The organism is Algoriphagus sp. 4150, from assembly GCF_031457395.1.
Taxonomy (GTDB): Bacteria; Bacteroidota; Bacteroidia; order Cytophagales; family Cyclobacteriaceae; genus Algoriphagus.
This window is the reverse complement of the sequence record NZ_JAVDWS010000036.1, coordinates 1-20905: the sequence shown is the minus strand read 5'-3', so window position 1 is coordinate 20905 and position 20905 is coordinate 1. Positions and strand designations below refer to the sequence as shown.

General features: G+C 43.1%; 17 protein-coding genes and 1 tRNA gene. 10 read left to right on the top strand and 8 right to left on the bottom strand.

The features are described 5' to 3' along the window. Positions 1-465 precede the first annotated feature (465 nt). Entirely contained in the window at positions 466-1194 is a 729-nt protein-coding gene (locus J2X69_RS23735; RefSeq protein ID WP_310109047.1) for an SDR family oxidoreductase, read from the bottom strand. A gap of 117 nt (positions 1195-1311) precedes the next feature. On the opposite strand from J2X69_RS23735, the gene J2X69_RS23730 reads away from it, so the two are divergent. Both J2X69_RS23730 and J2X69_RS23725 read left to right on the top strand, forming a co-directional pair. Beyond that, on the top strand, positions 1312-2613 hold the full coding sequence (locus J2X69_RS23730) for an amidohydrolase (protein WP_310109045.1): 1302 nt from the start codon (positions 1312-1314) through the stop codon (positions 2611-2613). A 22-nt stretch (positions 2614-2635) separates the two neighbouring features. After that, on the top strand, positions 2636-3061 hold the full coding sequence (locus J2X69_RS23725; RefSeq protein ID WP_310109043.1) for a DUF3995 domain-containing protein: 426 nt from the start codon (positions 2636-2638) through the stop codon (positions 3059-3061). A gap of 93 nt (positions 3062-3154) precedes the next feature. Here the strand turns inward: J2X69_RS23725 and J2X69_RS23720 are convergent, their stop codons facing one another. Beyond that, positions 3155-4528 (bottom strand): DEAD/DEAH box helicase, encoded by a 1374-nt coding sequence (locus J2X69_RS23720; RefSeq protein WP_310109040.1) that lies wholly within the window; start codon positions 4526-4528, stop codon positions 3155-3157. A 47-nt stretch (positions 4529-4575) separates the two neighbouring features. On the opposite strand from J2X69_RS23720, the gene J2X69_RS23715 reads away from it, so the two are divergent. The 5 genes from J2X69_RS23715 to J2X69_RS23695 all read left to right on the top strand — a co-directional run bounded on the left by J2X69_RS23715 (position 4576) and on the right by J2X69_RS23695 (position 10828). Then, positions 4576-5919: a dihydroorotase gene (locus J2X69_RS23715; protein WP_310109038.1), complete on the top strand. Its 1344-nt coding sequence runs from the start codon at positions 4576-4578 to the stop codon at positions 5917-5919. A gap of 76 nt (positions 5920-5995) precedes the next feature. After that, positions 5996-6071: transfer RNA gene (locus J2X69_RS23710), tRNA-His, on the top strand. A 344-nt stretch (positions 6072-6415) separates the two neighbouring features. Next, positions 6416-8332, top strand: coding sequence for an amylo-alpha-1,6-glucosidase (locus J2X69_RS23705; protein ID WP_310109036.1), 1917 nt, complete (start codon positions 6416-6418; stop codon positions 8330-8332). A gap of 10 nt (positions 8333-8342) precedes the next feature. Next, the gene (locus J2X69_RS23700; RefSeq protein WP_310109034.1) at positions 8343-9629 is read left to right on the top strand and encodes a glycosyltransferase family 4 protein; all 1287 of its coding nucleotides are present in this window, start codon (positions 8343-8345) and stop codon (positions 9627-9629) included. Continuing rightward, the gene (locus J2X69_RS23695; RefSeq protein ID WP_310109032.1) at positions 9626-10828 is read left to right on the top strand and encodes a glycoside hydrolase family 57 protein; all 1203 of its coding nucleotides are present in this window, start codon (positions 9626-9628) and stop codon (positions 10826-10828) included. The genes J2X69_RS23700 and J2X69_RS23695 overlap by 4 nt, the downstream gene beginning before the upstream one ends. Positions 10829-11106: 278 nt before the next feature. On the opposite strand, the gene panB is transcribed toward J2X69_RS23695, so the two are convergent. The 4 genes from panB to J2X69_RS23675 form a co-directional block, all read right to left on the bottom strand. Beyond that, on the bottom strand, positions 11107-11928 hold the full coding sequence (gene panB / locus J2X69_RS23690; RefSeq protein ID WP_192347989.1) for a 3-methyl-2-oxobutanoate hydroxymethyltransferase: 822 nt from the start codon (positions 11926-11928) through the stop codon (positions 11107-11109). Between the two features lie 4 nt (positions 11929-11932). Beyond that, positions 11933-12424 carry a phosphoribosyltransferase family protein gene (locus J2X69_RS23685; RefSeq protein ID WP_310109026.1) on the bottom strand — a complete coding sequence of 164 codons (492 nt, stop codon included), beginning with the start codon at positions 12422-12424 and terminating at the stop codon, positions 11933-11935. 61 nt (positions 12425-12485) lie between these two features. Next, complete coding sequence (gene rsgA, locus J2X69_RS23680; protein WP_310109024.1) at positions 12486-13409, bottom strand: ribosome small subunit-dependent GTPase A; 924 nt, start codon at positions 13407-13409, stop codon at positions 12486-12488. Positions 13410-13523: 114 nt separating this feature from the next. Further along, positions 13524-14768 (bottom strand): glycosyltransferase N-terminal domain-containing protein, encoded by a 1245-nt coding sequence (locus J2X69_RS23675; protein ID WP_310109021.1) that lies wholly within the window; start codon positions 14766-14768, stop codon positions 13524-13526. 192 nt (positions 14769-14960) lie between these two features. Between J2X69_RS23675 and J2X69_RS23670 the strand changes: the two genes are divergently transcribed. Continuing rightward, positions 14961-15446, top strand: a complete 486-nt coding sequence (locus J2X69_RS23670; RefSeq protein ID WP_310109017.1) for a low molecular weight protein-tyrosine-phosphatase — start codon at positions 14961-14963, stop codon at positions 15444-15446. A gap of 162 nt (positions 15447-15608) precedes the next feature. On the opposite strand, the gene J2X69_RS23665 is transcribed toward J2X69_RS23670, so the two are convergent. Both J2X69_RS23665 and J2X69_RS23660 read right to left on the bottom strand, forming a co-directional pair. Further along, on the bottom strand, positions 15609-16733 hold the full coding sequence (locus J2X69_RS23665) for a Gfo/Idh/MocA family oxidoreductase (protein ID WP_310109014.1): 1125 nt from the start codon (positions 16731-16733) through the stop codon (positions 15609-15611). A 98-nt stretch (positions 16734-16831) separates the two neighbouring features. Further along, positions 16832-18100, bottom strand: a complete 1269-nt coding sequence (locus J2X69_RS23660; protein ID WP_310109008.1) for an aspartate kinase — start codon at positions 18098-18100, stop codon at positions 16832-16834. Between the two features lie 57 nt (positions 18101-18157). On the opposite strand from J2X69_RS23660, the gene fbp reads away from it, so the two are divergent. Further along, positions 18158-19195: a class 1 fructose-bisphosphatase gene (gene fbp / locus J2X69_RS23655; protein ID WP_310109004.1), complete on the top strand. Its 1038-nt coding sequence runs from the start codon at positions 18158-18160 to the stop codon at positions 19193-19195. A gap of 201 nt (positions 19196-19396) precedes the next feature. Continuing rightward, positions 19397-20560 carry a PQQ-dependent sugar dehydrogenase gene (locus tag J2X69_RS23650; protein ID WP_310109000.1) on the top strand — a complete coding sequence of 388 codons (1164 nt, stop codon included), beginning with the start codon at positions 19397-19399 and terminating at the stop codon, positions 20558-20560. Positions 20561-20905 lie beyond the last annotated feature (345 nt).

Sequence of the window (20905 nt, the reverse complement as noted above, 5' to 3'; positions counted from 1 at the left end):
GGTTGATTTCTACGAAAATGGTGGATGCCGGGATTTATAATCATGCCCCTGTGTGTCGCGCTCCCGTCATGGATATTTCATCTGTTTATAATTTGTTTAAGAGGTCAGATAGCCTGTCCCGAACTTGATTCGGGAGAATCTCGCATGGCTGATAATCATCCCTCTCCCGAAGCAAGTTCGGGACAAGTTGTGTGTCGTCTTCGACATGCTCGATTTCATAGCTATACTTATAAATTTATGTGATTATCCGCAATGATGCCAGTAGCCATATTCTCTTTGGTTTACGGGAGGGAAGACAGTAGACGGAAGACCGAATGACCTTACCTGATTTTGGTTATCACATTCTTGTCGCTTTTGCTTCCTTACTGGTAGAAAAGCGGATAATCATAAGAATAATAATGCGTAACTCACCCTACAATTTGAAACTTGCGGGGGAGTAAATGTCTGTTTTAAAATGTAAGCTCGTTACTTCTTGCCTTTCGGCCTTAATGGCCTACACTCCACGTCCGCTACGAAGTAATTCGGATGGGTTTCCAAAGTTTGGACAATCGTCTGAGCCACATCTTGGGGACGCATCATATGTTCATTGGCATTGGAACCTTCTATCTCATCGAAGAAATTGGTTTGGGTAGATCCGGGATAAATCGTAGAAACTTTAATCCCAAAATCACGAAGCTCTATATACATAGAATGGGAAATCCCGCGTACCGCATGCTTTGTCCCTACATATCCGGCAAAATTAGCCACTCCATTCAATCCTGCGATGGATGCAACATTCAAAACATGTCCTTCATCAGCTGCTTTCATAGCTGGAACCAGTCTCTTACTCACGTAGAAAATCCCGTGGACATTGGTATCAAACATTGCTTTCCAATCTTGGGAGGACATTTCTTCGAATTTGCCCGCAATTCCAAATCCCGCATTATTGACAAGTATTCTGATATCAGTTCCCAGTTTGCCCGTTGTTTCCAGAAATGCTTTCTCCACCGAATCTTCATCAGCAACATCACAGGCGAAAAAATGGAAGTTTTCATGTTCAAAATCCGGAGCATTCCTCCCCCATCCGGCAACGACCGTTCCTTTTTCAAGTAACAATTTGACGACTTCCAGTCCTATTCCTTTGCTGACACCGGTGACTACTGCCAGTTGATTGTTGAGTTGCATAGCTTCTTGCTTATTAGATTTACTGTACAAAAGTTTTTTTAGCAGAAATAGTTCTTTTACAAAAAGAGTTTGGTTCCAAATCCCTCAAAAAGCTTGAGCATTGGCACATTTTTATAAATTTGGATTACATCATATAAACCACCGACTATGAAAAAACTTTTATTCCCCCTACTGCTGTGCCCGATGATCATGGGCACCGGAAATCTTTCAGCCCAAACGGAACTCCACAAGGCTATCGACACCAAGGCAAATTCCATTGAATCCAAAGTGATTGAGTGGAGACGGGACATCCACATGCATCCTGAGCTGGGAAACCAAGAAACCCGTACGGCAAAAAAAATCGCCGATCACTTGCGCTCTTTAGGCATTGAAGTGACAGAAAATGTAGCTGTGACTGGAGTCGTGGGAGTCTTGAAAGGAGGTAAGCCCGGGCCAACAGTAGCGCTTCGCGCAGATATGGACGCACTCCCGGTGACAGAACGCAATGACTTACCCTTCAAATCTGTGAACACGGCCACTTACAATGGTCAGGAAACAGGAGTAATGCATGCCTGTGGCCACGATACACATGTGGCAATCTTGATGGGCGTAGCAGAAGTACTTGCGGGCATGAAAGGTGAGCTGGAAGGAACGGTGAAATTTATTTTCCAGCCTGCCGAAGAAGGCGTATTTGATGCGGAAATAGCCGGGGCGGAACTGATGGTAAAAGAGGGCGTGATGGAGGATGTAGATGCTATTTTTGGCTTGCATATCAATTCCCAAACAGAAGTCGGGAAGATTGGCTACAGATCCGGTCCGGTGATGGCGGCAGTAGACAATCTGGATATAACTGTAAAAGGCAGACAAGCACATGGTGCATACCCTTGGTCAAGTGTGGATCCAATAGTAACCAGCTCACAGATCATCATGGGACTACAGACTATTCTTTCCAGAAATGTGAATGTCACCCAGAATCCTGCCGTGGTGACCATCGGAGCAATTCATGGAGGGATCAGACACAACATTATTCCGGAGGAAGTCGGGATGATCGGTACTATACGAACTTTTGGTGATGAGCAGCAAGTGCTAGTGCATAAGCGGGTAACTGAAATCGTGACAAATATTGCCGAAAGTGCCGGAGCTACCGTGGACCTGAAGATCGAAAAACTCTACCCCTCCACAGTCAATCATCCTGACTTGACAAGGGAAATGCTCCCATCCCTGGAAGCAGCAGCAGGCGCAGAAAATTTAATTTATTTGAATCCTGTGACAGGAGCGGAAGATTTCAGCTTTTTCCAGCGGGAAAAACCCGGTCTATTCATTTTTCTGGGGGGAATGAAAAAAGGAGGTGATCCATTGACCACTCCATCCCATCACACTCCAGGGTTCTACATAGACGAAGGTGGGTTTGTACTTGGAATGCGAACTTTAAGTTACTTCGTAGTGGATTATATGGGCCAGAATAAGTAGCGAGTATTTAGAAGTAAAAATAATGAAATCAACACTCCCAATACTTTTAATTATATCCTTCTCCGGACTTGCTTTAATTCATTTTTATTGGGCAAGTGGAGGTCAGCGGGGATTTGAAAGTGCATTGCCTACAAATGAACAGGGGATCCGCATGCTTAACCCACAGACAATTGACAGTATAATCATTGGAGTCGCATTATCTCTGTTTGGACTCTTTTACTGGTCAACTTTCATTTCAGCAAAAGGCAAATTCCCCTATTGGATTAAAATTATTGGACTGTGGATCATCCCAATAATTTTTGCTTTGAGGGCATTGGGTGATTTCAAATACATCGGTTTTTTCAAACAAATTAAATCAACCGAATTTGCCAAGTTAGACACACTATTTTATTCTCCACTATGCTTGTTTATAGCACTAATCGGATTTGTCTTACTTAGCAAAAAATAACAAGTTCTGAAAACCACGGTTCGATATGAGCCGTGGTTTTTAGTTTATCTGCAGAAAACAAAACGAAAATTAAGCATCTCGATACTCTGTAGCTTATTTCCCCTTATTCTTCTGGTGCTTAGTCTTCAGTTGGTTTCTATTGGTTTTGGCTTTGGAATTCTTATTCCCACGCTTTTTCTCTTTCTCTTGCTGCTCTAAGTGAGGATTTGGCTTTTTATGCTCCTTTTTCTCATGAAAAGCTCCCTTATAATCAGGATTGTCTCGTTGTAGCAGGCGATCCAATTCACGTGCATAGGCCTGTTTTTCCTCAAATGGAGTAGCAGTCACATCCACTTCACCGGGTATTTCCGCCTCTTCCACTTTCATCCGGATGATCTCTTCGATCTTTTCGAAATGATAGGTTTCCGCAGGATTGACAAAACTGATTGCCTTGCCTTCTTGCTCAGCCCTACCTGTTCTACCTATCCTATGCACATAGTCTTCGTAGATCAAAGGCACATCGAAGTTGATCACATGAGATACCATAGTCACATCCAATCCTCTTGAGGCCACATCGGTGGCTACCAGAATACGTACATCACCGCCTTTGAAATCCTCAATAGAATTAATACGGGTATTTTGCCCCTTATTCGCATGAATCACGCGCACTTCACCATAGCTACGATGACTTAGAAAGGCAAACACCTCTTCCGCATTTTTTCTTGATCGGGTAAAAATTATGGCTCTACTGAATTCCTCATTCTTAAATAAATGAGCAAGTAGACTCAATTTCGTTTTAATATTAGGCACCAAATACTTCACCTGCCCGATCGTCTCAGCCGTGGTGGCTTGTGGAGTTACTTCCACCCGCTCCGGAAACTCCAGAAATTCGGCGGCAAACCTGTCGATACGTTCGCCGAAAGTTGCGGAGAACAGCAAGTTTTGTCTCTTGATAGGGATGATTTCCAAAATAGATCTGATCTGCGGCATAAAGCCCATATCCATCATTTTGTCCGCTTCATCCAAAACCAGGGTTTTGATTTCCTTGGTCAATATTTTCCCTTTTCTATAGATATCAAGAAATCTTCCGGGTGTGGAAACAATAATATCAACTCCTTTTTCCAAAATTTCAATCTGAGTCTTTGGCCCCAAACCACCGTAGAGCGCCACCATTCTCAAATCGGTATGAACTGCCATCTGCAGCACTACTTCTTCGATCTGCATCACCAGTTCACGAGTGGGTGCCAAAATCACAGCTCTGGCGTGGTCACCTTGCGCATATTTCACCTTCATTAGAAGCGGCAATACATAGGCAGCAGTCTTCCCTGTGCCTGTCTGAGCAATTCCCAGTACATCGTGTCCGGCAAGCGCAAGTGGGATCGCCTTTTCCTGAATAGGTGTAGGATGAGTGTAACCCGCATCCGCCACTGCATTCAATAGCTGTCTATTTAGCTTAAATGCTTCAAAAGTTGAGGCCTCATTGCTCATGATTCGTTAATTTTGGTTGAACTAGTAAAATCCTAAAAGGAGTAAAGATGAAAAGTATTCTGATCACCGGTGCAAATATAGTCAATGAAGGCCGGATAAGTCCGGGCGATGTGTTGGTAGAAAATGGAAGAATCTCAAAATTGGGAGAAGATCTCAGGATGGAGAAGGCTGACATTCATATTGACGCTACGGGAAAACACCTTTTCCCAGGAATAATTGACGATCAAGTACACTTCAGAGAACCGGGACTCACCCATAAAGCGGAGATCTACACGGAAGCAAAGGCAGGAGTAGCCGGAGGCACCACCTCTTATATGGAAATGCCAAACACCATTCCCCAGGCTACTACACTGGAATTACTTGAGCAGAAGTATTCCAGGGCTTCAGAAGTTTCGCTGGCAAACTATTCTTTTTTCATGGGGGCGACAAACAGCAACTTGGACGAGATCATGAAAGTGAACTTCGAAGAGGTGTGTGGATTAAAGATTTTCCAAGGCTCTTCCACAGGAAACATGGTGGTGGACAACATTGAATCCCTGGAAGAAATATTTAAACAGTGCAAAGCCATCATCGCCATACACAGTGAAAATGACAACATCATAAAAGCAAATCTCGATGAGTTCAAATCTATCTATGGTGACGACATTCCTGTAAAATTCCATGGGAAAATCAGATCCGAGGAAGCCTGCTACGATGCATCAAGCAGAGCTGTGGCCATGGCAAAAAAATACGGCACCCGCCTTCATATTCTTCATATCAGCACAGCAAAAGAACTGGAGCTTTTTACCAATACTATTCCGTTGGAAGAGAAAAAAGTAACCGCTGAGGCTTGTATTCACCATATGTGGTTTTCCGAAGCAGATTATGACACCAAGGGAAATCTGATCAAATGGAACCCAGCCGTAAAAACCGCCAAAGACAGAGAAGCAATTTTTAATGCAATGCTGGATGGCACCATCGATGTGGTCGCCACAGACCATGCCCCCCATACGCTGGAGGAAAAAGCACAAGTATACACTAAAGCTCCTTCCGGCGGACCGCTTAATCAACACAGCTTAGTCGCCATGCTAGACTTCTATCATCAAGGAAAAATCAGCCTGGAAAAAATCGCACTGAAAATGTGCCACAACGTAGCTACTTTATTCCATATCAAGGAAAGAGGATTTATCAGAGAAGGATATTATGCCGATTTGGTATTGGTCGACCTAAATAATCCATGGAAAGTCTCCAAGGAGAATATTTTATCCAAATGTGGCTGGTCTCCTTTCGAGGGTCACACCTTTAAGTCAAAGATCACACACACAGTCGTTTCCGGACATTTGGCGTACGAAAACGGAGCATTCCACGAAGGCAAAAAAGGTGAACGCCTTAATTTTTCAAGAAAATTTTAGAAATCATCTTGCGCTGATTCAGCATAATTATTACTTTTGCAGACCGTTTGGAAGAAAACAATCCAGATGATTAAATGGTGATTGTAGCTCAGCTGGTTAGAGCGCTGGTTTGTGGATCCAGAGGTCGCCGGTTCGAACCCGGTCTTTCACCCATCAAAAGCCCCTCAATTTGAGGGGCTTTGTTATTTATAGAGCCTCTATTGGCACAGCATTTGATAAAACCTGCCAGAACTAAACCAACTTCAGATGTTTACCTTGTTCAAAACTTCGCCAAAATTCCCTCAAGTGAAACCTATCAATCTAAGGATGGCAAAAAACTACTTGATGAAATTTGAAGAATCGTTGAGAAATTTCGAAGAAATTCAAAAAGAAGCGATTCATTCCTAATTATTTCTACAAAATCAAAAGGTTATGGAAACATAACCTTTATTTTTTTCCATTTCATTTTTCTTGTCGGTGCAAAGCTCTATTTTTAACAACATAGAATTTTTCCCGCATGAGTTATATCCATTTCGATAAAACACAACTAATCAATCTGAATTATTCTCTTGAAAGAGAGATCATCAGAACCAACCGTTCGGGTGCCTACACCAGCACTTCGATTATTTGCTGCAATACCCGCAAATACCACGGACTGCTGGTAGTACCTCAACCCCAAATTGATTCCCAAAGCCACGTCATGTTATCTACCGTCCACGAAACGGTGATCCAGCGTGGCGCAAGTTTCAATTTAGGCATCAGTAAATTTCCCGGTAATTATTCTCCAAGAGGACACAAATACCTTGAGGACTTTGATTCTGAGCCTATCCCGAAACTCACTTACCGCGTAGGCGGAGTTCTTTTACAAAAAGAACTGATTTTGGATACGAACAGAGATCGTCTGATGATCCGGTACACCTTACTGGATGCACACTCCCCTACTAAAATACGGGTTCAGCCGTTCTTGGCATTTCGGGGGTACCACGACCTTTCTAAGGCAAACACCTTTATAAACAAGAAATACAAGAAAGCGCCGAATGGAGCAGTCTTTCATCTTTACGATGCTTACGACCCGCTTTATCTGCAGATATCCAAAGAAGTAGAATTTGTTCCTGCTCCTGACTGGTATTACCAAATTGAATACATCTTGGAGCGTGAGCGGGGGTATGATTACCAGGAAGATCTATATGTTCCGGGATATTTCGAATTTGACATTGAAAAAGGCGAATCTGTCATATTTTCGGCTGGATTGACAGAAGCAGATCCAAAAACCCGCCAAAGCGCTTTCGAGAAAGAAATCGCAAGAAGAATTCCAAGAAGCAATTTTGTCAACTGTCTCAAAAACTCAGCAGGACAGTTCCTAAGACAGCGCGATGGTGACACAAGGGTTATAGCAGGATATCCATGGTTTGGATGGTGGGGAAGAGACACTTTTGTGGCTGCCCCGGGACTTACGCTTACTACAGGAGATTTCAAGACATTTCTTGACATCATGGACACCATGTCCAGAGATCTGAAAGGACCTCTTTTCCCTAATGTCGGGAGTGGAGTGACCACCAACATGAATTCAATAGATGCCCCGCTATGGTACTTCTGGGCATTGCAACAATACATACTATATACAGGAGACAGCAAAACCATCAAAGATCGATACCTCGCTAAAATGAAAGGCATCATAGATGGCTATGTAGAGGGAACAGAATTCAATATACATGTACTGGAAAATGGGCTGGTATACGGTGGCGCAGACGGAAAAGCCCTTACATGGATGGACGCAGTGACTCCCGACGGTCCCGTCACCCAGCGTAAAGGATGTCCTGTAGAGATACAGGCACTGTGGTATAATGCCCTTTGCTTTTACCATGAGTTGACAGGTGATGAAGAAGCTGCAGAACGTGCCGCGAAAATAAAAGAAACATTTAAGGCAGAATTTTGGTCAGACGAGCACGGCCATCTGGCAGATTGCATAGATGGTGACGAAAAAGATTGGGCAATACGTCCAAACATGATTTTTGCAACTTCGTTACCTTATATAATGCTGAGCGATGACAAATGTGACCAAGTGTTGGAAACGGCAAAATCAAAGCTCCTCACTCCGCGCGGAATGCGTTCACTTTCTCCTGATGATCCCGGATATAAAGGTTATTATTTCGGGGATCAAATCAGCAGAGATGAGGCTTATCATAACGGCACTGTATGGGTGTGGCCATTGGGACATTTTGTAGAAGGGTATATTAAACTCCATGGGAAGTCCGGGGCGAATTTTATCGAGAAAATCGTAACAGGTTTTGACGGAGTAATGTCGCAATATGGAGTTGGGGCAGTGGCAGAAATATATGATGGAGATCCCCCGCATCGCCCGAAAGGAGCGATTTCACAGGCTTGGAGCGTATCAGAATTGCTTAGAATGATGGATTTGGTCAAGAAGATATAAAAGACTCTTTATGAAGGTGCTAATGTTTGGGTGGGAATTCCCGCCACATATTTCAGGAGGTCTAGGGACGGCTTGCTACGGCTTGGTTAAGGGGCTGGCTCATCACCATCAAGACATCATATTTGTGGTCCCCAAACTTTGGGGCGATGAAGAACCGCTGGCAGATTTTGTCAATGCGAGCGACATCACTATAGATTACCGTGAAAAACGGTTTAAGAAATTCTGGAAAAACCTCACTTACTTAGAAGTGAGTAGTTTTCTGGTTCCTTACTTAGGCCCTGATGAATTTAGGAAATACACGGATTACGCTATTCACGACAGGACAGACGTAGATGAAAGTGTCTTCTCCAATAAATTTGAATTCAGCGGTAAATACGGTAAGGATCTGATGATGGAAGTGTCCCGCTATGCTCTCGTAGCGGCACACATCTCCAAAGCGAAAGAACATGACATTATCCATGCCCACGACTGGCTATCTTTCCCTGCAGGCATTGCAGCAAAGGAAATCAGCGGCAAACCCCTGATAGCTCATGTACATGCTACTGAATTTGACCGCTCCGGCGAATCCGTCAATCAAGTAGTATATGACATAGAGAGAGCGGGAATGCATGCTGCAGACCATATAGTCGCGGTAAGTCAACTGACCAAGAATATCATCATCAGAAAATACGGAGTTCCGGCAAGCAAGATAACAGTACTGCACAATGCAGTATTGGATGCAAGCATTATCAAATCCAGCTACCAAAAGAAAGTCCCGGAAAAAATCGTGACTTTTCTGGGTAGAATTACTTTTCAAAAAGGTCCTGAATACTTCGTAGAAGCCGCAAAAAAAGTCATAGAACGAGATCCGAATGTCCGTTTTGTAATGGCCGGAAACGGGGATTTATTGAATAGGATGATTGATAGGGTAGCAGAACTGCGGATGGGAACCAAGTTCCATTTCACCGGTTTTCTCAAAGGTGATGATGTAGATCACATGTATGCTATTTCAGACGTCTATGTGATGCCTTCAGTATCAGAGCCTTTTGGTATTTCACCCCTAGAAGCTGTCCGCCACAACACTCCTGTGATTATTTCCAAACAATCCGGAGTAGCCGAAGTACTCAATAATGCGATTAAAATTGATTTTTGGGATATAGACTCCATGGCAGATGCCATTTTCGCATTGCTTCACTACGACGGCATTTCCAGAATGTTCAAAGAATTGGGAACTGAAGAATTAAAAAAATTGAAATGGGAGCATGTAGCTGAAAAGCTTGTCACTGTATACCAAAAAACATTACCGCAAAAACCATGAGAACCATATGCTTTTACTTTCAGGTTCATCAGCCATACCGCCTGAAACCTTATCGCTTTTTTGATATCGGAGACGATCATCACTATTGGGACGATTTTTCCAATCGCAGCATCATGAGAAAAGTGGCACAAAAATGTTATCTCCCGATGAATGCCTTGCTACTGGAAATGATACATAAGTATAACGGAGCCTTTAAAGTGAGCTTTTCTATGTCAGGCGTTTTTCTAGACCAGCTGGAAGCCTATGCTCCCGATGTACTGGAAAGTTTTCAAAAGCTAGTGGCGACAGGCCATTGTGAATTACTCAATGAAACCTATGCCCACACACTTGCAGCGCTGAAGAGCAAGGAGGAGTTTCAAAGCATGGTGAAAAAACATCAGGAAAAAATAAAAAAACTCTTCAATGGATACCAGCCTAAAGTATTTAGAAACACCGAGTTAATCTATTCAGACCAGATTGGGGCTACCGTTGCAGAAATGGGTTTCGAAGCAATCCTGACTGAGGGAGCAAAGCACGTTCTCGGATGGAAAAGTCCCAATTATGTATACTGCAACAGCATCAATCCTAAGCTGAAAGTATTGCTGAAGAATTTCCAGCTTTCGGATGATATCGCTTTTAGATTTGGAAACAAAAGCTGGGATGACTATCCACTGACTACGGATAAGTTTGTAAAATGGATCAACAACGTCCCGGAAGAAGAAGAGACGATCAATCTCTTTATGGATTATGAAACGTTCGGAGAGCATCAATGGGCAGAAACCGGGATATTCGAATTTATGAAAGCACTCCCCGATGCGGTCTTCAGCAACACTAACTTCACATTCTCTACCCCATCCGAAATTGTCGCTAAAATTTCACCTGTAGGCAAAATCCATGTTCCCATCCCCATTTCTTGGGCAGATGAAGAGCGTGATTTGACAGCTTGGCTTGGCAACGATCTTCAAGACGAGGCATTTGATAGGTTGTATGAAATGGAGAAACTGGTGAAGGATATAGACGATGATGATATTCAGCGGGATTGGACATACCTGCAGACCAGTGATCACTTTTACTATATGTGTACCAAGTTCTTTTCTGATGGAGATATTCACGCTTACTTCAGTCCATATGAGTCCCCATATGAAGCATTTATCAACTACATGAATGTACTCAGCGATTTTATGATCAGAGTGAAAGAGAAATCCCAGCTCCCCCACTGATTCACCGATATGCTTATATTCAGAAAAAGACCGGCGTTTGCAGGTCTTTTTCCTTTACAACTAATAAGAATATGTATATCCTCTTTTCTACCAGTAATAGGAGAAAGGTGTCATAATATTCGGAAAACACTAGCGGAGCGACCACTTCGGCCAGTCCGCTGTGGCGGATCACCCGTCTTCGGCCAGCCTCGCCGTGACGGGTCTTCCTTCCGGTATAACAAGGGAAATATGCCTTCTGGCATCATTGCGGATAATCATAAATAAGAATATATAGCTACTCAATAACTCTCCTGCTCATTCGGAAAGTCCTTATTCTTCACATCTTTGATATATTGGCCAAAGGCATCCATCATAATTCCCTGTAGATCGGCATATTGCCTCAAAAATCTTGGCTTGAATTCCTGGGTGATTCCCAACATATCATGCACGACCAGCACCTGACCATCCACACCGCCTCCTGCACCTATTCCGATAATTGGAATGGACACTGATTCGGCTACTTTCTTCGCTAGATCTGCCGGGATTTTTTCCACCACTATTGCGAAGCATCCCAACTCTTCCAAAAGCTTCGCATCCTCCAAAAGTTTGGATGCTTCAGTATCTTCTTTAGCTCTCACGGTGTAAGTTCCAAACTTATAAATCGACTGGGGAGTCAATCCCAAGTGCCCCATTACAGGTACTCCTGCACTTAATATCCTCGCTACGGATTCTTTGATCTCAGACCCACCCTCCACTTTTATAGCATGGGCTCCTGACTCTTTCATAATCCGGATGGTAGATCTCAATGCCTCAGAGCTATTTCCCTGATAGCTACCAAAAGGAATATCAACTACCACGAAAGCTCTACTCACAGCTCTTACTACAGAAGAGGCATGATATATCATCTGATCCAACGTGATAGGCAAGGTAGTCTCGTGGCCGGCCATAACGTTTGAGGCAGAATCACCCACGAGAATAATATCGATTCCCGCTGCATCCACGATTTTGGCCATGGAATAATCATAGGCTGTGAGCATTGAGATCTTCTCACCACGATCTTTCATCTCCTGAAGAATGTGCGTAGTGATTCTTTTTACGTTTGCAGAGGAATGTACTGACATAGTATTAGTGTAGATAAACGAAGTAACTGTCTCCTGAGAAATCTACCTTGATATGTTCATTGAGTGTAGTAGAAAGTTCGAAACCCGTGTAATCCGGCCGAATCGGGAAAAGACCATGGCTGCGATTGACAAGCACTGCTATTTCCATTTTATGGAGTTCCTCTTCCAAAAAAGGCTTCATCGCATACACCAACGTTTTTCCGGTGTTGAGTACATCATCCACCAATATCAAGGTTTTTCCCTGCAAATCTATTGCAGCGGAAAGCTGTACTTGCTCCGAAGCAACATGGACTTTATCCAAAATAACTTCGGTCAGCTCAATTGTAAGTGGAGAGATTGCTTTTAGCTCGGCAGCAAGAAGTTGGGCCAGAGTACCGCCCATTCCGGAAATTCCTGCAAGCACAACGCCTTTTGAGTTGAGATTTCTTTCGTAAATCTCATAGGCCATCCGGGTGATCTTCTTCTTTATCTGCTGGTGATTGAGTACTTCGCTCATGGTGTTTTTCAAAAATGAAAATTAGGCCAATTCTACTTGGATTCAAAATCAAGCAGGCAGCTTATCTGTAATCATCTTCCTCATTGAGGATATTCAAATAACTTTCGTAGCGGTAAGGATGAATGAATCCTGCCTCCACCTTGTCGATCACTACACAGCCGGGTTCGTTCACATGCTGACAATTATTGTATTTGCACTGTCCAAGGTATTTTCTCATTTCAGGAAAATAATGGGACAGCTCGTTATCCTCAATATCCAAAATCCCAAACTCCTTGATTCCCGGAGTATCGATCAGATCACCGCCGTTCTCTAAGGCAAAAAGCTCAGCGAAAGTAGTGGTATGCACCCCTTTGGAAGTAAATCCGGAAACCTCCTTGGTATGCTGGGTAGCATCGGGAACCAGCGCATTGAGCAAAGTGGACTTTCCTACCCCCGAATGTCCCGAGATTAAGGTTGACTTACCGGCCAATACCGAATTGAATTTATCCTTCAGATTCTCCTCTTTCAGGGCAGACACTTCGAGTACTTGATATCCCAGAGGTTCGTAGATCTCGTGAATATCCAAAAGCCAGTCCTCCGCTTTTTCACCTGACATTTGATCCATTTTATTCACGACCAAAATGGCCGGGATCCGAAAACTCTCCGTGCTGACCAAAAATCTATCTATAAATCCCAAGGATGTCCTCGGACTTTTCATTGTAATGACAAGAATCGCCTGATCGAGATTGCTGGCAATGATATGGGAAAAATGCTGCTTTCGGGTTGACTTTCGGATCACATAATTCTCCCGTGGCAAAATATCCGAAATCACTGCGGTCTCCTGATTCTCTTCCTTTGCCAGTTCTACCCAATCTCCCACAGCAATTGGATTGGTCAACTTAAGGTCGTCTTGCTTAAACTTCCCCTTCAATCTGGAAGCAACGACTTCCCCCTCGGTCTGCACCAAATACCAGCTTCCCGTGGATTTTATCACTCTTCCCTTCATATGTTTATATTTTGTCTTTCATAAGGCCGTAATCTGTCTCGAACCTGCCTGGCGGCAGGCAGGTCGCAAGGTAAATAATCATCCATTGGGTGCAGTTATTCGTCATGCCCGATTTCATGCTTCAGAAAGCAATTTCTCCACCTTACTAATAATTTTTGCTGCTGCACCTATATTCATTTTCACCCATTTTCGAGCAGAATCAGCACTTTGCTGATAAAAATCAGGCTGTTCCAATCTCTCAAATACCGTCCTCAAACTTTCTACATCACTGACTTCAAATCCGCATCCATTTGCCTGACTTTCCACAGACTCCGGGAATTTTGCCGACCTTTTCAATTTGCCGAAAATCACGGGAATCCCGAAGCCCAAAGGCTCCAAAATATTATGAAGCCCTTTGCCAAAAGCACCTCCCACATAGGCCACTTTGGCAAATTGGTACAATGAACTTAGCATTCCAATATTATCAATAAAAAGTACATCTGAGGGCAAATTCGAATCCCATTGAGAATATCTGGAAGTTTTCAGCGATAATTGTTCGGACCAGCGTTTCATCGGCTCAGGATTCAAATCATGCGGAGCAATGATCCATCGGTAGGCCGGATTGGCATTCATCAGAGGGATCAATAGATCCATATCCTCTTGCCATACAGATCCTGCGACTATAGTCGGCTTATCTCCAATCCATTTAGCCAGTTCGGGAAACCCTTTATAATTCTTTGCAGTCTCTGCCACTCTGTCAAAACGGGTATCTCCGGCAATACTTGAATTCGAGTAGCCAATTGACTTCAGCAAGTCCAGCGTATTCTGATTTTGGGTAAAAATATAATCGAACTTAAACAGGATATCTCTAAAAAAACCATCTCTTCGGAAGTAAATCTGATCTGGGCGAAAAGCAGCTGAAAAAAGAAAAAGCGGTATTTCTTTGGCTTTGACAGCCCTGATATGGTGATACCACAGATCATACTTGACAAAAAAAACAATTGTCGGCTTGAGGTCAGACACGAATTTGTCAGCTTGTTTTTTGCTGTCCAGAGGCAAATAGGTAATAAAATCAACATTGGCCTGTGGCTTTTTGATCACGTTGTCAAAGCCTGACGGGCTAAAAAAACTTACTGCAACTAAATAGCCGGGATTCACCCGCTTCAATTCAGCAATTACAGGCCTTGCCTGCTCATATTCTCCTAAAGAAGCCACATGAAACCAGGCCAACTCACCGGGGCTTTTGGATCTAAAAGACAAAAGTCTCTGAAATAGATTTTTTCTACCTGCCAAGAAATGTCTAATTTTGGGGATAAACAGTCCACCCGGGAACAAAAGTATCCCGGTAAAAAATATCCCGATTCTATAAATCCATTTCATTTGTCAAAAGTAGCCATTTGACCGGAAATAGTTTTATTCAACATAATTTACACTCAGGAGGATTACAACTAGTCAGTTTCGTTCTTTTTAGCAAAAAAAACACTAACTGTGCCGTGCATTTCCCCCTAAAATTTGCTACTTTCAAAGCCCTCGTTTTTTCAAGAAGCTTGTTAAGTTCAGAGTTAATACACTATGATTAGAGTTTTATTTGTTTGTCTTGGCAATATATGCAGGTCTCCCTTGGCCGAAGCTATTCTTAATAGCAAAGTAGAGCTAGTCGGCATGCAGTCACAATTCAAATGTGACAGTGCGGGGACTTCTGATTTTCACATCGGTGAGCTGCCGGACGAAAGAACAATAAAATGCGCGTCAAAATACAATCTCCCACTGAACCACCGAAGCAGACAAGTGAACCGCACAGATTTTAGAGATTTCGACTATATTTTGGCAATGGATGATAACAACTTACGAAATCTAAACAACTTAAAAATCAGATATGGTTTTGCTGACAAAGAAATTCACCTGATGCGGAATTTTGTAGCTAAAACGCAAGGCATGTCTGTCCCGGACCCATACTATGGCGGGGAAGAAGGATTTGAAGAAATATACCAGATTTTGGACGAAGCTATCGATAGTTTCCTTGCTCAGGTAAAAGCCACTCATCAGCTCTATGCCTGATCGGCAAGAATAATCTCATAGACAATTCTTCCTACGGGGGCTTGCAAGCAGCAAGGTATCTGCAACTCATAGCCGTTCAGCTAACTTTTTGGAACGGCCTATCATCCACAGGTTGAGCGATCAGTCAACCGACGGGGAAGACAGGCCGATTACACCGGTAGTTTATCCAAGATTCAACGGGACTTTTCCCCCTGTCTCTACTGCTCTGAAAATCGCATCAATAATTTTCATATCCTTTACACCCTCTTCACCATTTACAGGCACTTCAGGATTTTTACCGTCAAAAATAATTGCGGCCATCTCATCCATCTGTACTGTCTGATGAGTAACAATCGGTTCATTTAGCGGGCCTTTATGAGTCTGTCCTTTGATAGGACCATATCCGGTAGATGGTTGCATTTCTACCCAGCCCTTGCTACCATTAAGAAAAAATCTATCCAGATTATTCATATTGTAGGTCGACAGGCATGAAGCAATGACTCCATTTGGAAAGCCAAGCTGAAACGTAATAGTCTCATCCAATCCTTCTTTAAATTTCTCAGGATTGGTTTTGACTTCTTGAGCTGTCACCCATATCGGCTCATCACCGATCATATATCTCGCACCGTTAATCGCATATATCCCTATATCCATCATCGCGCCTCCACCTGAAAGCGCACGGTCCATTCGCCACTGATTTGGATTACCTATTTCAAACCCGCATAATCCCTGAAAAAAGCGAACATCTCCCAATTCTCCATCTTTGCGCATGCGGATTACTTCCAATGTATTTGGTTCAAAGTGCATCCTATACCCGATCAGCAAATGGACTCCCGCCGCTTTACATGCATCCACCATAGCCTGCCCATCTTCTGCACTAGTGGCCATAGGCTTCTCACAGATCGCGTGCTTCCCAGCTTTTGCCACCCGGATTACCTGATCTTTGTGCAGGGCATTTGGAGTGATTACATATACTGCATCGATATCGGGATTGTCTTTTATCGCATCGAAGTTGTCGTAATTGTAACAGTTTTTGGCTGGGATGTTATAATTAGATTTCCAGTCTTCAATTTTAGAAGGAGTGCCACTGATCACTCCCACAAGTTTTACACGCTCACAGTCCTGAATCGCTTCTGCGACTCTTGTGCCATAGCTTCCCAAGCCCATAATGGCAACCCGGAGTGTTTTGGAATCTTTGGCAGGTGTGTTCATAGAATTTGTCATAGCTGAAAGAGGGGTTAAAGCAGGTACAGCCAATGCCATAGCAGACAGGCTGGCCTTTTGCAAAAATAATCTTCTGGTTTCCATGGCTTAGGTTTGGGATTAGGTTATTGAGTTATGATATCCTGAAAATATTGATTTTTGACCAAATACCCTCAACCTTTCGCAAATGCCTTCGTCAAAGTCTACTTTATCCTTCGTACGATCTGAACCGTATTTCTCGTACTTTGCTCCAATAGCACCTCATAGCCTTTCAGTAGCTTTGGTATAGAATCATTATCCGGATGAAGTACAGTGAGTAGCTCCAGCCCTTCATTGTACCTAATCTCAAAATGCCTGTTAAGCTGTGTCAGCAACTGCTCCAACTTAAACAACTGGGAATCGATCACCAGAGAGATGGAAATTGCAGAAGTCTGCAGCATGTTCACACGCAACTTAAGCCCCTGCAATTGCTCATATACTTGATGGATGTGCTTCTCTTCTATAAAGGTGAAATCTGTCACCTTAAAGCTCACGAGAATCTGGTCTTTTTTCAGAATAAAAGTGGGTATCGGTTCAGCCTTGGCCTGTGAATAGATTTTAGTTCCCGGCTCATCCGGATTGAGAAAAGACTTGACAAAAAGTGGGATATTTGAGTTTGCCAAGGGTTTGATTGTCTTGGGATGAATGACAGATGCACCGTAGAAAGTCATTTCCGCAGCTTGCCCATAATCCAGCTCCGCAAAAAGAGTGGTGTTGGCAAAAATCTTCGGATCTGCATTCAGCACACCCGGCACATCTTTCCAGATGGTCACAGATCCGGCATCAAGGCTCGCAGCCAAAATCGCAGCGGTAAAATCTGACCCTTCCCTTCCCAATGTAGTGGGCCTTCCTACACTGTCCTTCCCAATAAATCCCTGCGTCAAAACAGGAAATTGCGCCAGCTTTGGCTTCAGTTGAGACTGGCAATTATTACGAGTCCTCTCCCAATTTATTTTCGCAAAGCGGAAATCACTGTCGGTACAAATCAGCTCTCTGGCATCTTGCCAAAGAACAAGTAAATTTTGAGAGCATAAATACTCCATCACTATTCGGGAAGAAAGAAGCTCACCAAAACCGATTATCCTGTCATAATACTCATCGTAGTTATCCTTGGAAATAGGCTTGTCTAGCTCATGATGGAGTCGGATAAAATAATTCTCGATTTTCGGAAAAATCACATGTCCTTCCGGAAACAACGCCATGCAAATATCTAAATGGAAGCTTTTTAAAATTGTACTATTCGTAGAATAATCCCGGTTCTCCAATTTGAGAGACAGAATACCCTCCAAGTGATTAGTGGTTTTCCCCATGGCCGACACAACAATCACAAAATTATTTCGCAATCGATTACGGAGAATAATAGCTAAGTTTTGCAATGCAAGCGCATCTTTCACTGATGCCCCTCCAAATTTGTAAATTTGAGTTTTGGTCATTAAAATATTTGCTTATTTTTCAAGAGAATTAAACCACCAATTGAACTATTCCAATACATGAAAACTCTACCTTACCAGCCTGACCAAAGCGGCCTGGCATACTCTGTCGGTACCACACTTGATCGCTTCATCAAACTCAAGCAAAGCGATTTCCCATTTGCCTCAGGCGAACTTTCACAACTGCTACGTGATATAGCACTTGCTGCGAAGATAGTAAATCGTGAAACTACACGTGCAGGACTATCCAATATCGGAGGAGCTTTCGGTCAAGTCAATGTACAAGGTGAAGAACAGCAAAAACTGGACGTCATAGCAAATATCAGATTTATGCGTGCTCTGAGTAAGGGAGGCGAAGTCTGTGCCATAGTTTCAGAAGAAGAGGATGCTGTGATAGATTTGCAAAACAGTTCCGGCAAATATGTAGTGGCTATAGACCCGCTGGACGGAAGCTCAAATATTGACGTCAATATCAGTATAGGGACAATTTTCTCGATTTACCGAAGAAAAACTCCTATCGGCAGCCCTGTTCAAATGGAAGATATTATGCAAGCAGGTACAGAGCAGGTCGCGGCAGGCTATGTGCTCTATGGCTCTTCCACTATGCTTGTATACACTACATGCTGTGGGGTAAATGGATTTACCTATGAGCAATCATTAGGTGAATTTTTCCTTTCTCACCCCAACATTCAGGCTCCTAAAAATGGAGAAATCTACTCGGTAAATGAGGGAACCGAGAAAGAATGGGAAGATGGAATCAAGACATACATAGACGAATGCAAGGAAAGAAAGTACTCAGCAAGGTACATTGGCTCCCTTGTTGCTGATTTTCATAGAAATCTGTTAAAAGGTGGAATATATCTGTATCCTGCCACCAAAAAGAATCCTTCAGGAAAGCTTCGCCTGCTCTATGAAGCCAATGCATTGGCACTCATCGCAGAGCAAGCCGGTGCAATGGCTACAGATGGAACTCAAAGAATTCTGGAAATCGTCCCTACTTCGCTTCACCAAAGAACCCCTCTGCTGATTGGCTCATCCGACATGGTCAAAGAGGCCGAATCCATGATTTCTTCCGCAGTAGAAAAGTCTATTCTATAAGCAGTAGGTGTAAAAAAACACGGGAATCGTAAAATGTGGTTTATCTTGCATCCTCATTAGCAAGCCATGAAATCGAGCCCGTACCTACGGGAACGTATGGCGGAATGATTATTACCACAGGTCTGCCGGCAGGTAGGTGCAGGACTCTATAGCCTGTTCCGAATAGTCAGGGTGACCTATGAAAAGCAAATCTATAAACCTATGAATACTATCAATCGCTATTTGCCTATTGTCTGTCTGGCAGCAGGGCTGTCTAGTTGGAGTTCCTGCTCTTCAAAAGAAGAAGTTAAAGCCGAACCTATCGACGAGACTTACGCTGTTCAAACTGAAAAGATGCTGGTTAACGTCGACACACTGTACACAGAATTTGATAATCCTTGGGGAATGACATGGCTTGGTGACGGCAAAATGCTGGTCACAGAGAAAAAAGGAGAAATTCTGATTTTCAAAGACGACAAGTTTACCGGAGAGAAAATCCAGGGACTTCCGGAAGTTTGGACAATAAATCAATCCGGACTTATGGATATTACTGTTCATCCGAATTTCGATGAAAATGGATGGATCTATATTTCCTATGGTAAACCAATGCCTGACAGCACTTCTTCTACTACTATCATGAGATTTAAGTTGGAAGGCAACAACGCCGTCAATCAAGAAGAGCTTATCCAGTCTCTCCCAGCATGGAAAGGAGGAAGACATCTGGGAAGTCGAATCGTATTTGACAATGATGGATATCTCTACTACTCCAGCGGAGAGCGCGGAGATACTCCTTCCAATGCCCAAGACTTAACCAATTCCCATGGAAAAATCCACAGGATTCATGACGACGGAAGTATCCCGGCAGACAATCCATTTGTAGCTACCGAAGGTGCTATGCCTTCAATCTGGACTTATGGAAACAGAAATCCCCAAGGAATGTATTTCGATAAGGAGAACAATAAATTGTACGCTGCCGAGCATGGACCGCAAGGTGGCGATGAGTTAAACCTGATCGAAAAAGGTAAAAATTACGGTTGGCCGGTGATCACTTGGGGAATAGATTACAATGGAACTCCAATATCCGATATCCAGGAAAAAGAAGGAATGGAACAACCATTGACCTATTTTGTTCCATCGATCGCCACCTCCGGCATAACGATGGTTACTTCAGACAAGTACCCTGCCTGGAAAGGCGATATACTTATTGGAGCACTGGCAAAAATGCACATCAATCGAGTGGACATGGACGGAGCAAAGGCTTTATCCCAAGAGGTGATGCTTCAGGATATCGGTCGGGTACGCCAGGTTTCTCAAAGTCCGGACGGCTATATCTATGCGATTACCCAAGGTAGCGGACTGATGGTAAAACTGATTCCTATTAGATAGTCATTACAGGTTGCAGAAGAACAAATACAGCTTTGGACTGTAGTTTTCAAAACGCCTTTATATTTTGCTTGCAGTCCTCCAAAGACACAGATTAGGGATTAAACAAATAAGGCTAGTCGAGAAATCGACTAGCCTTTTAAACTTTTTAATCTTGTGACAATCTCTTTTATGTATATCCGCTTTTCTGCCAGTAAAGAAACAAAAGCAATATAGGATTTGGTAATCCCGATAGCCATCGGGACATTCAAGATGATACTCCCTGAATAAAGTTGACACATTTTGTTGGGACAAAAAACCAATTAAGATGAAAAAAGGATTTCAACTAAAGCCCCAACGTATTTTCAG

Coding starts and splice junctions, on each gene's coding strand:
- J2X69_RS23720 (WP_310109040.1), bottom strand. CDS start 4,528: ATGAGCAATGAGGCCTCAACTTTTGAAGCATTTAAGCTAAATAGACAG.
- J2X69_RS23705 (WP_310109036.1), top strand. CDS start 6,416: ATGAGTTATATCCATTTCGATAAAACACAACTAATCAATCTGAATTAT.
- rsgA (WP_310109024.1), bottom strand. CDS start 13,409: ATGAAGGGAAGAGTGATAAAATCCACGGGAAGCTGGTATTTGGTGCAG.
- J2X69_RS23670 (WP_310109017.1), top strand. CDS start 14,961: ATGATTAGAGTTTTATTTGTTTGTCTTGGCAATATATGCAGGTCTCCC.
- J2X69_RS23700 (WP_310109034.1), top strand. CDS start 8,343: ATGAAGGTGCTAATGTTTGGGTGGGAATTCCCGCCACATATTTCAGGA.
- J2X69_RS23665 (WP_310109014.1), bottom strand. CDS start 16,733: ATGGAAACCAGAAGATTATTTTTGCAAAAGGCCAGCCTGTCTGCTATG.
- J2X69_RS23715 (WP_310109038.1), top strand. CDS start 4,576: ATGAAAAGTATTCTGATCACCGGTGCAAATATAGTCAATGAAGGCCGG.
- J2X69_RS23650 (WP_310109000.1), top strand. CDS start 19,397: ATGAATACTATCAATCGCTATTTGCCTATTGTCTGTCTGGCAGCAGGG.
- J2X69_RS23660 (WP_310109008.1), bottom strand. CDS start 18,100: ATGACCAAAACTCAAATTTACAAATTTGGAGGGGCATCAGTGAAAGAT.
- J2X69_RS23695 (WP_310109032.1), top strand. CDS start 9,626: ATGAGAACCATATGCTTTTACTTTCAGGTTCATCAGCCATACCGCCTG.
- panB (WP_192347989.1), bottom strand. CDS start 11,928: ATGTCAGTACATTCCTCTGCAAACGTAAAAAGAATCACTACGCACATT.
- J2X69_RS23725 (WP_310109043.1), top strand. CDS start 2,636: ATGAAATCAACACTCCCAATACTTTTAATTATATCCTTCTCCGGACTT.
- J2X69_RS23730 (WP_310109045.1), top strand. CDS start 1,312: ATGAAAAAACTTTTATTCCCCCTACTGCTGTGCCCGATGATCATGGGC.
- J2X69_RS23675 (WP_310109021.1), bottom strand. CDS start 14,768: ATGAAATGGATTTATAGAATCGGGATATTTTTTACCGGGATACTTTTG.
- fbp (WP_310109004.1), top strand. CDS start 18,158: ATGAAAACTCTACCTTACCAGCCTGACCAAAGCGGCCTGGCATACTCT.
- J2X69_RS23685 (WP_310109026.1), bottom strand. CDS start 12,424: ATGAGCGAAGTACTCAATCACCAGCAGATAAAGAAGAAGATCACCCGG.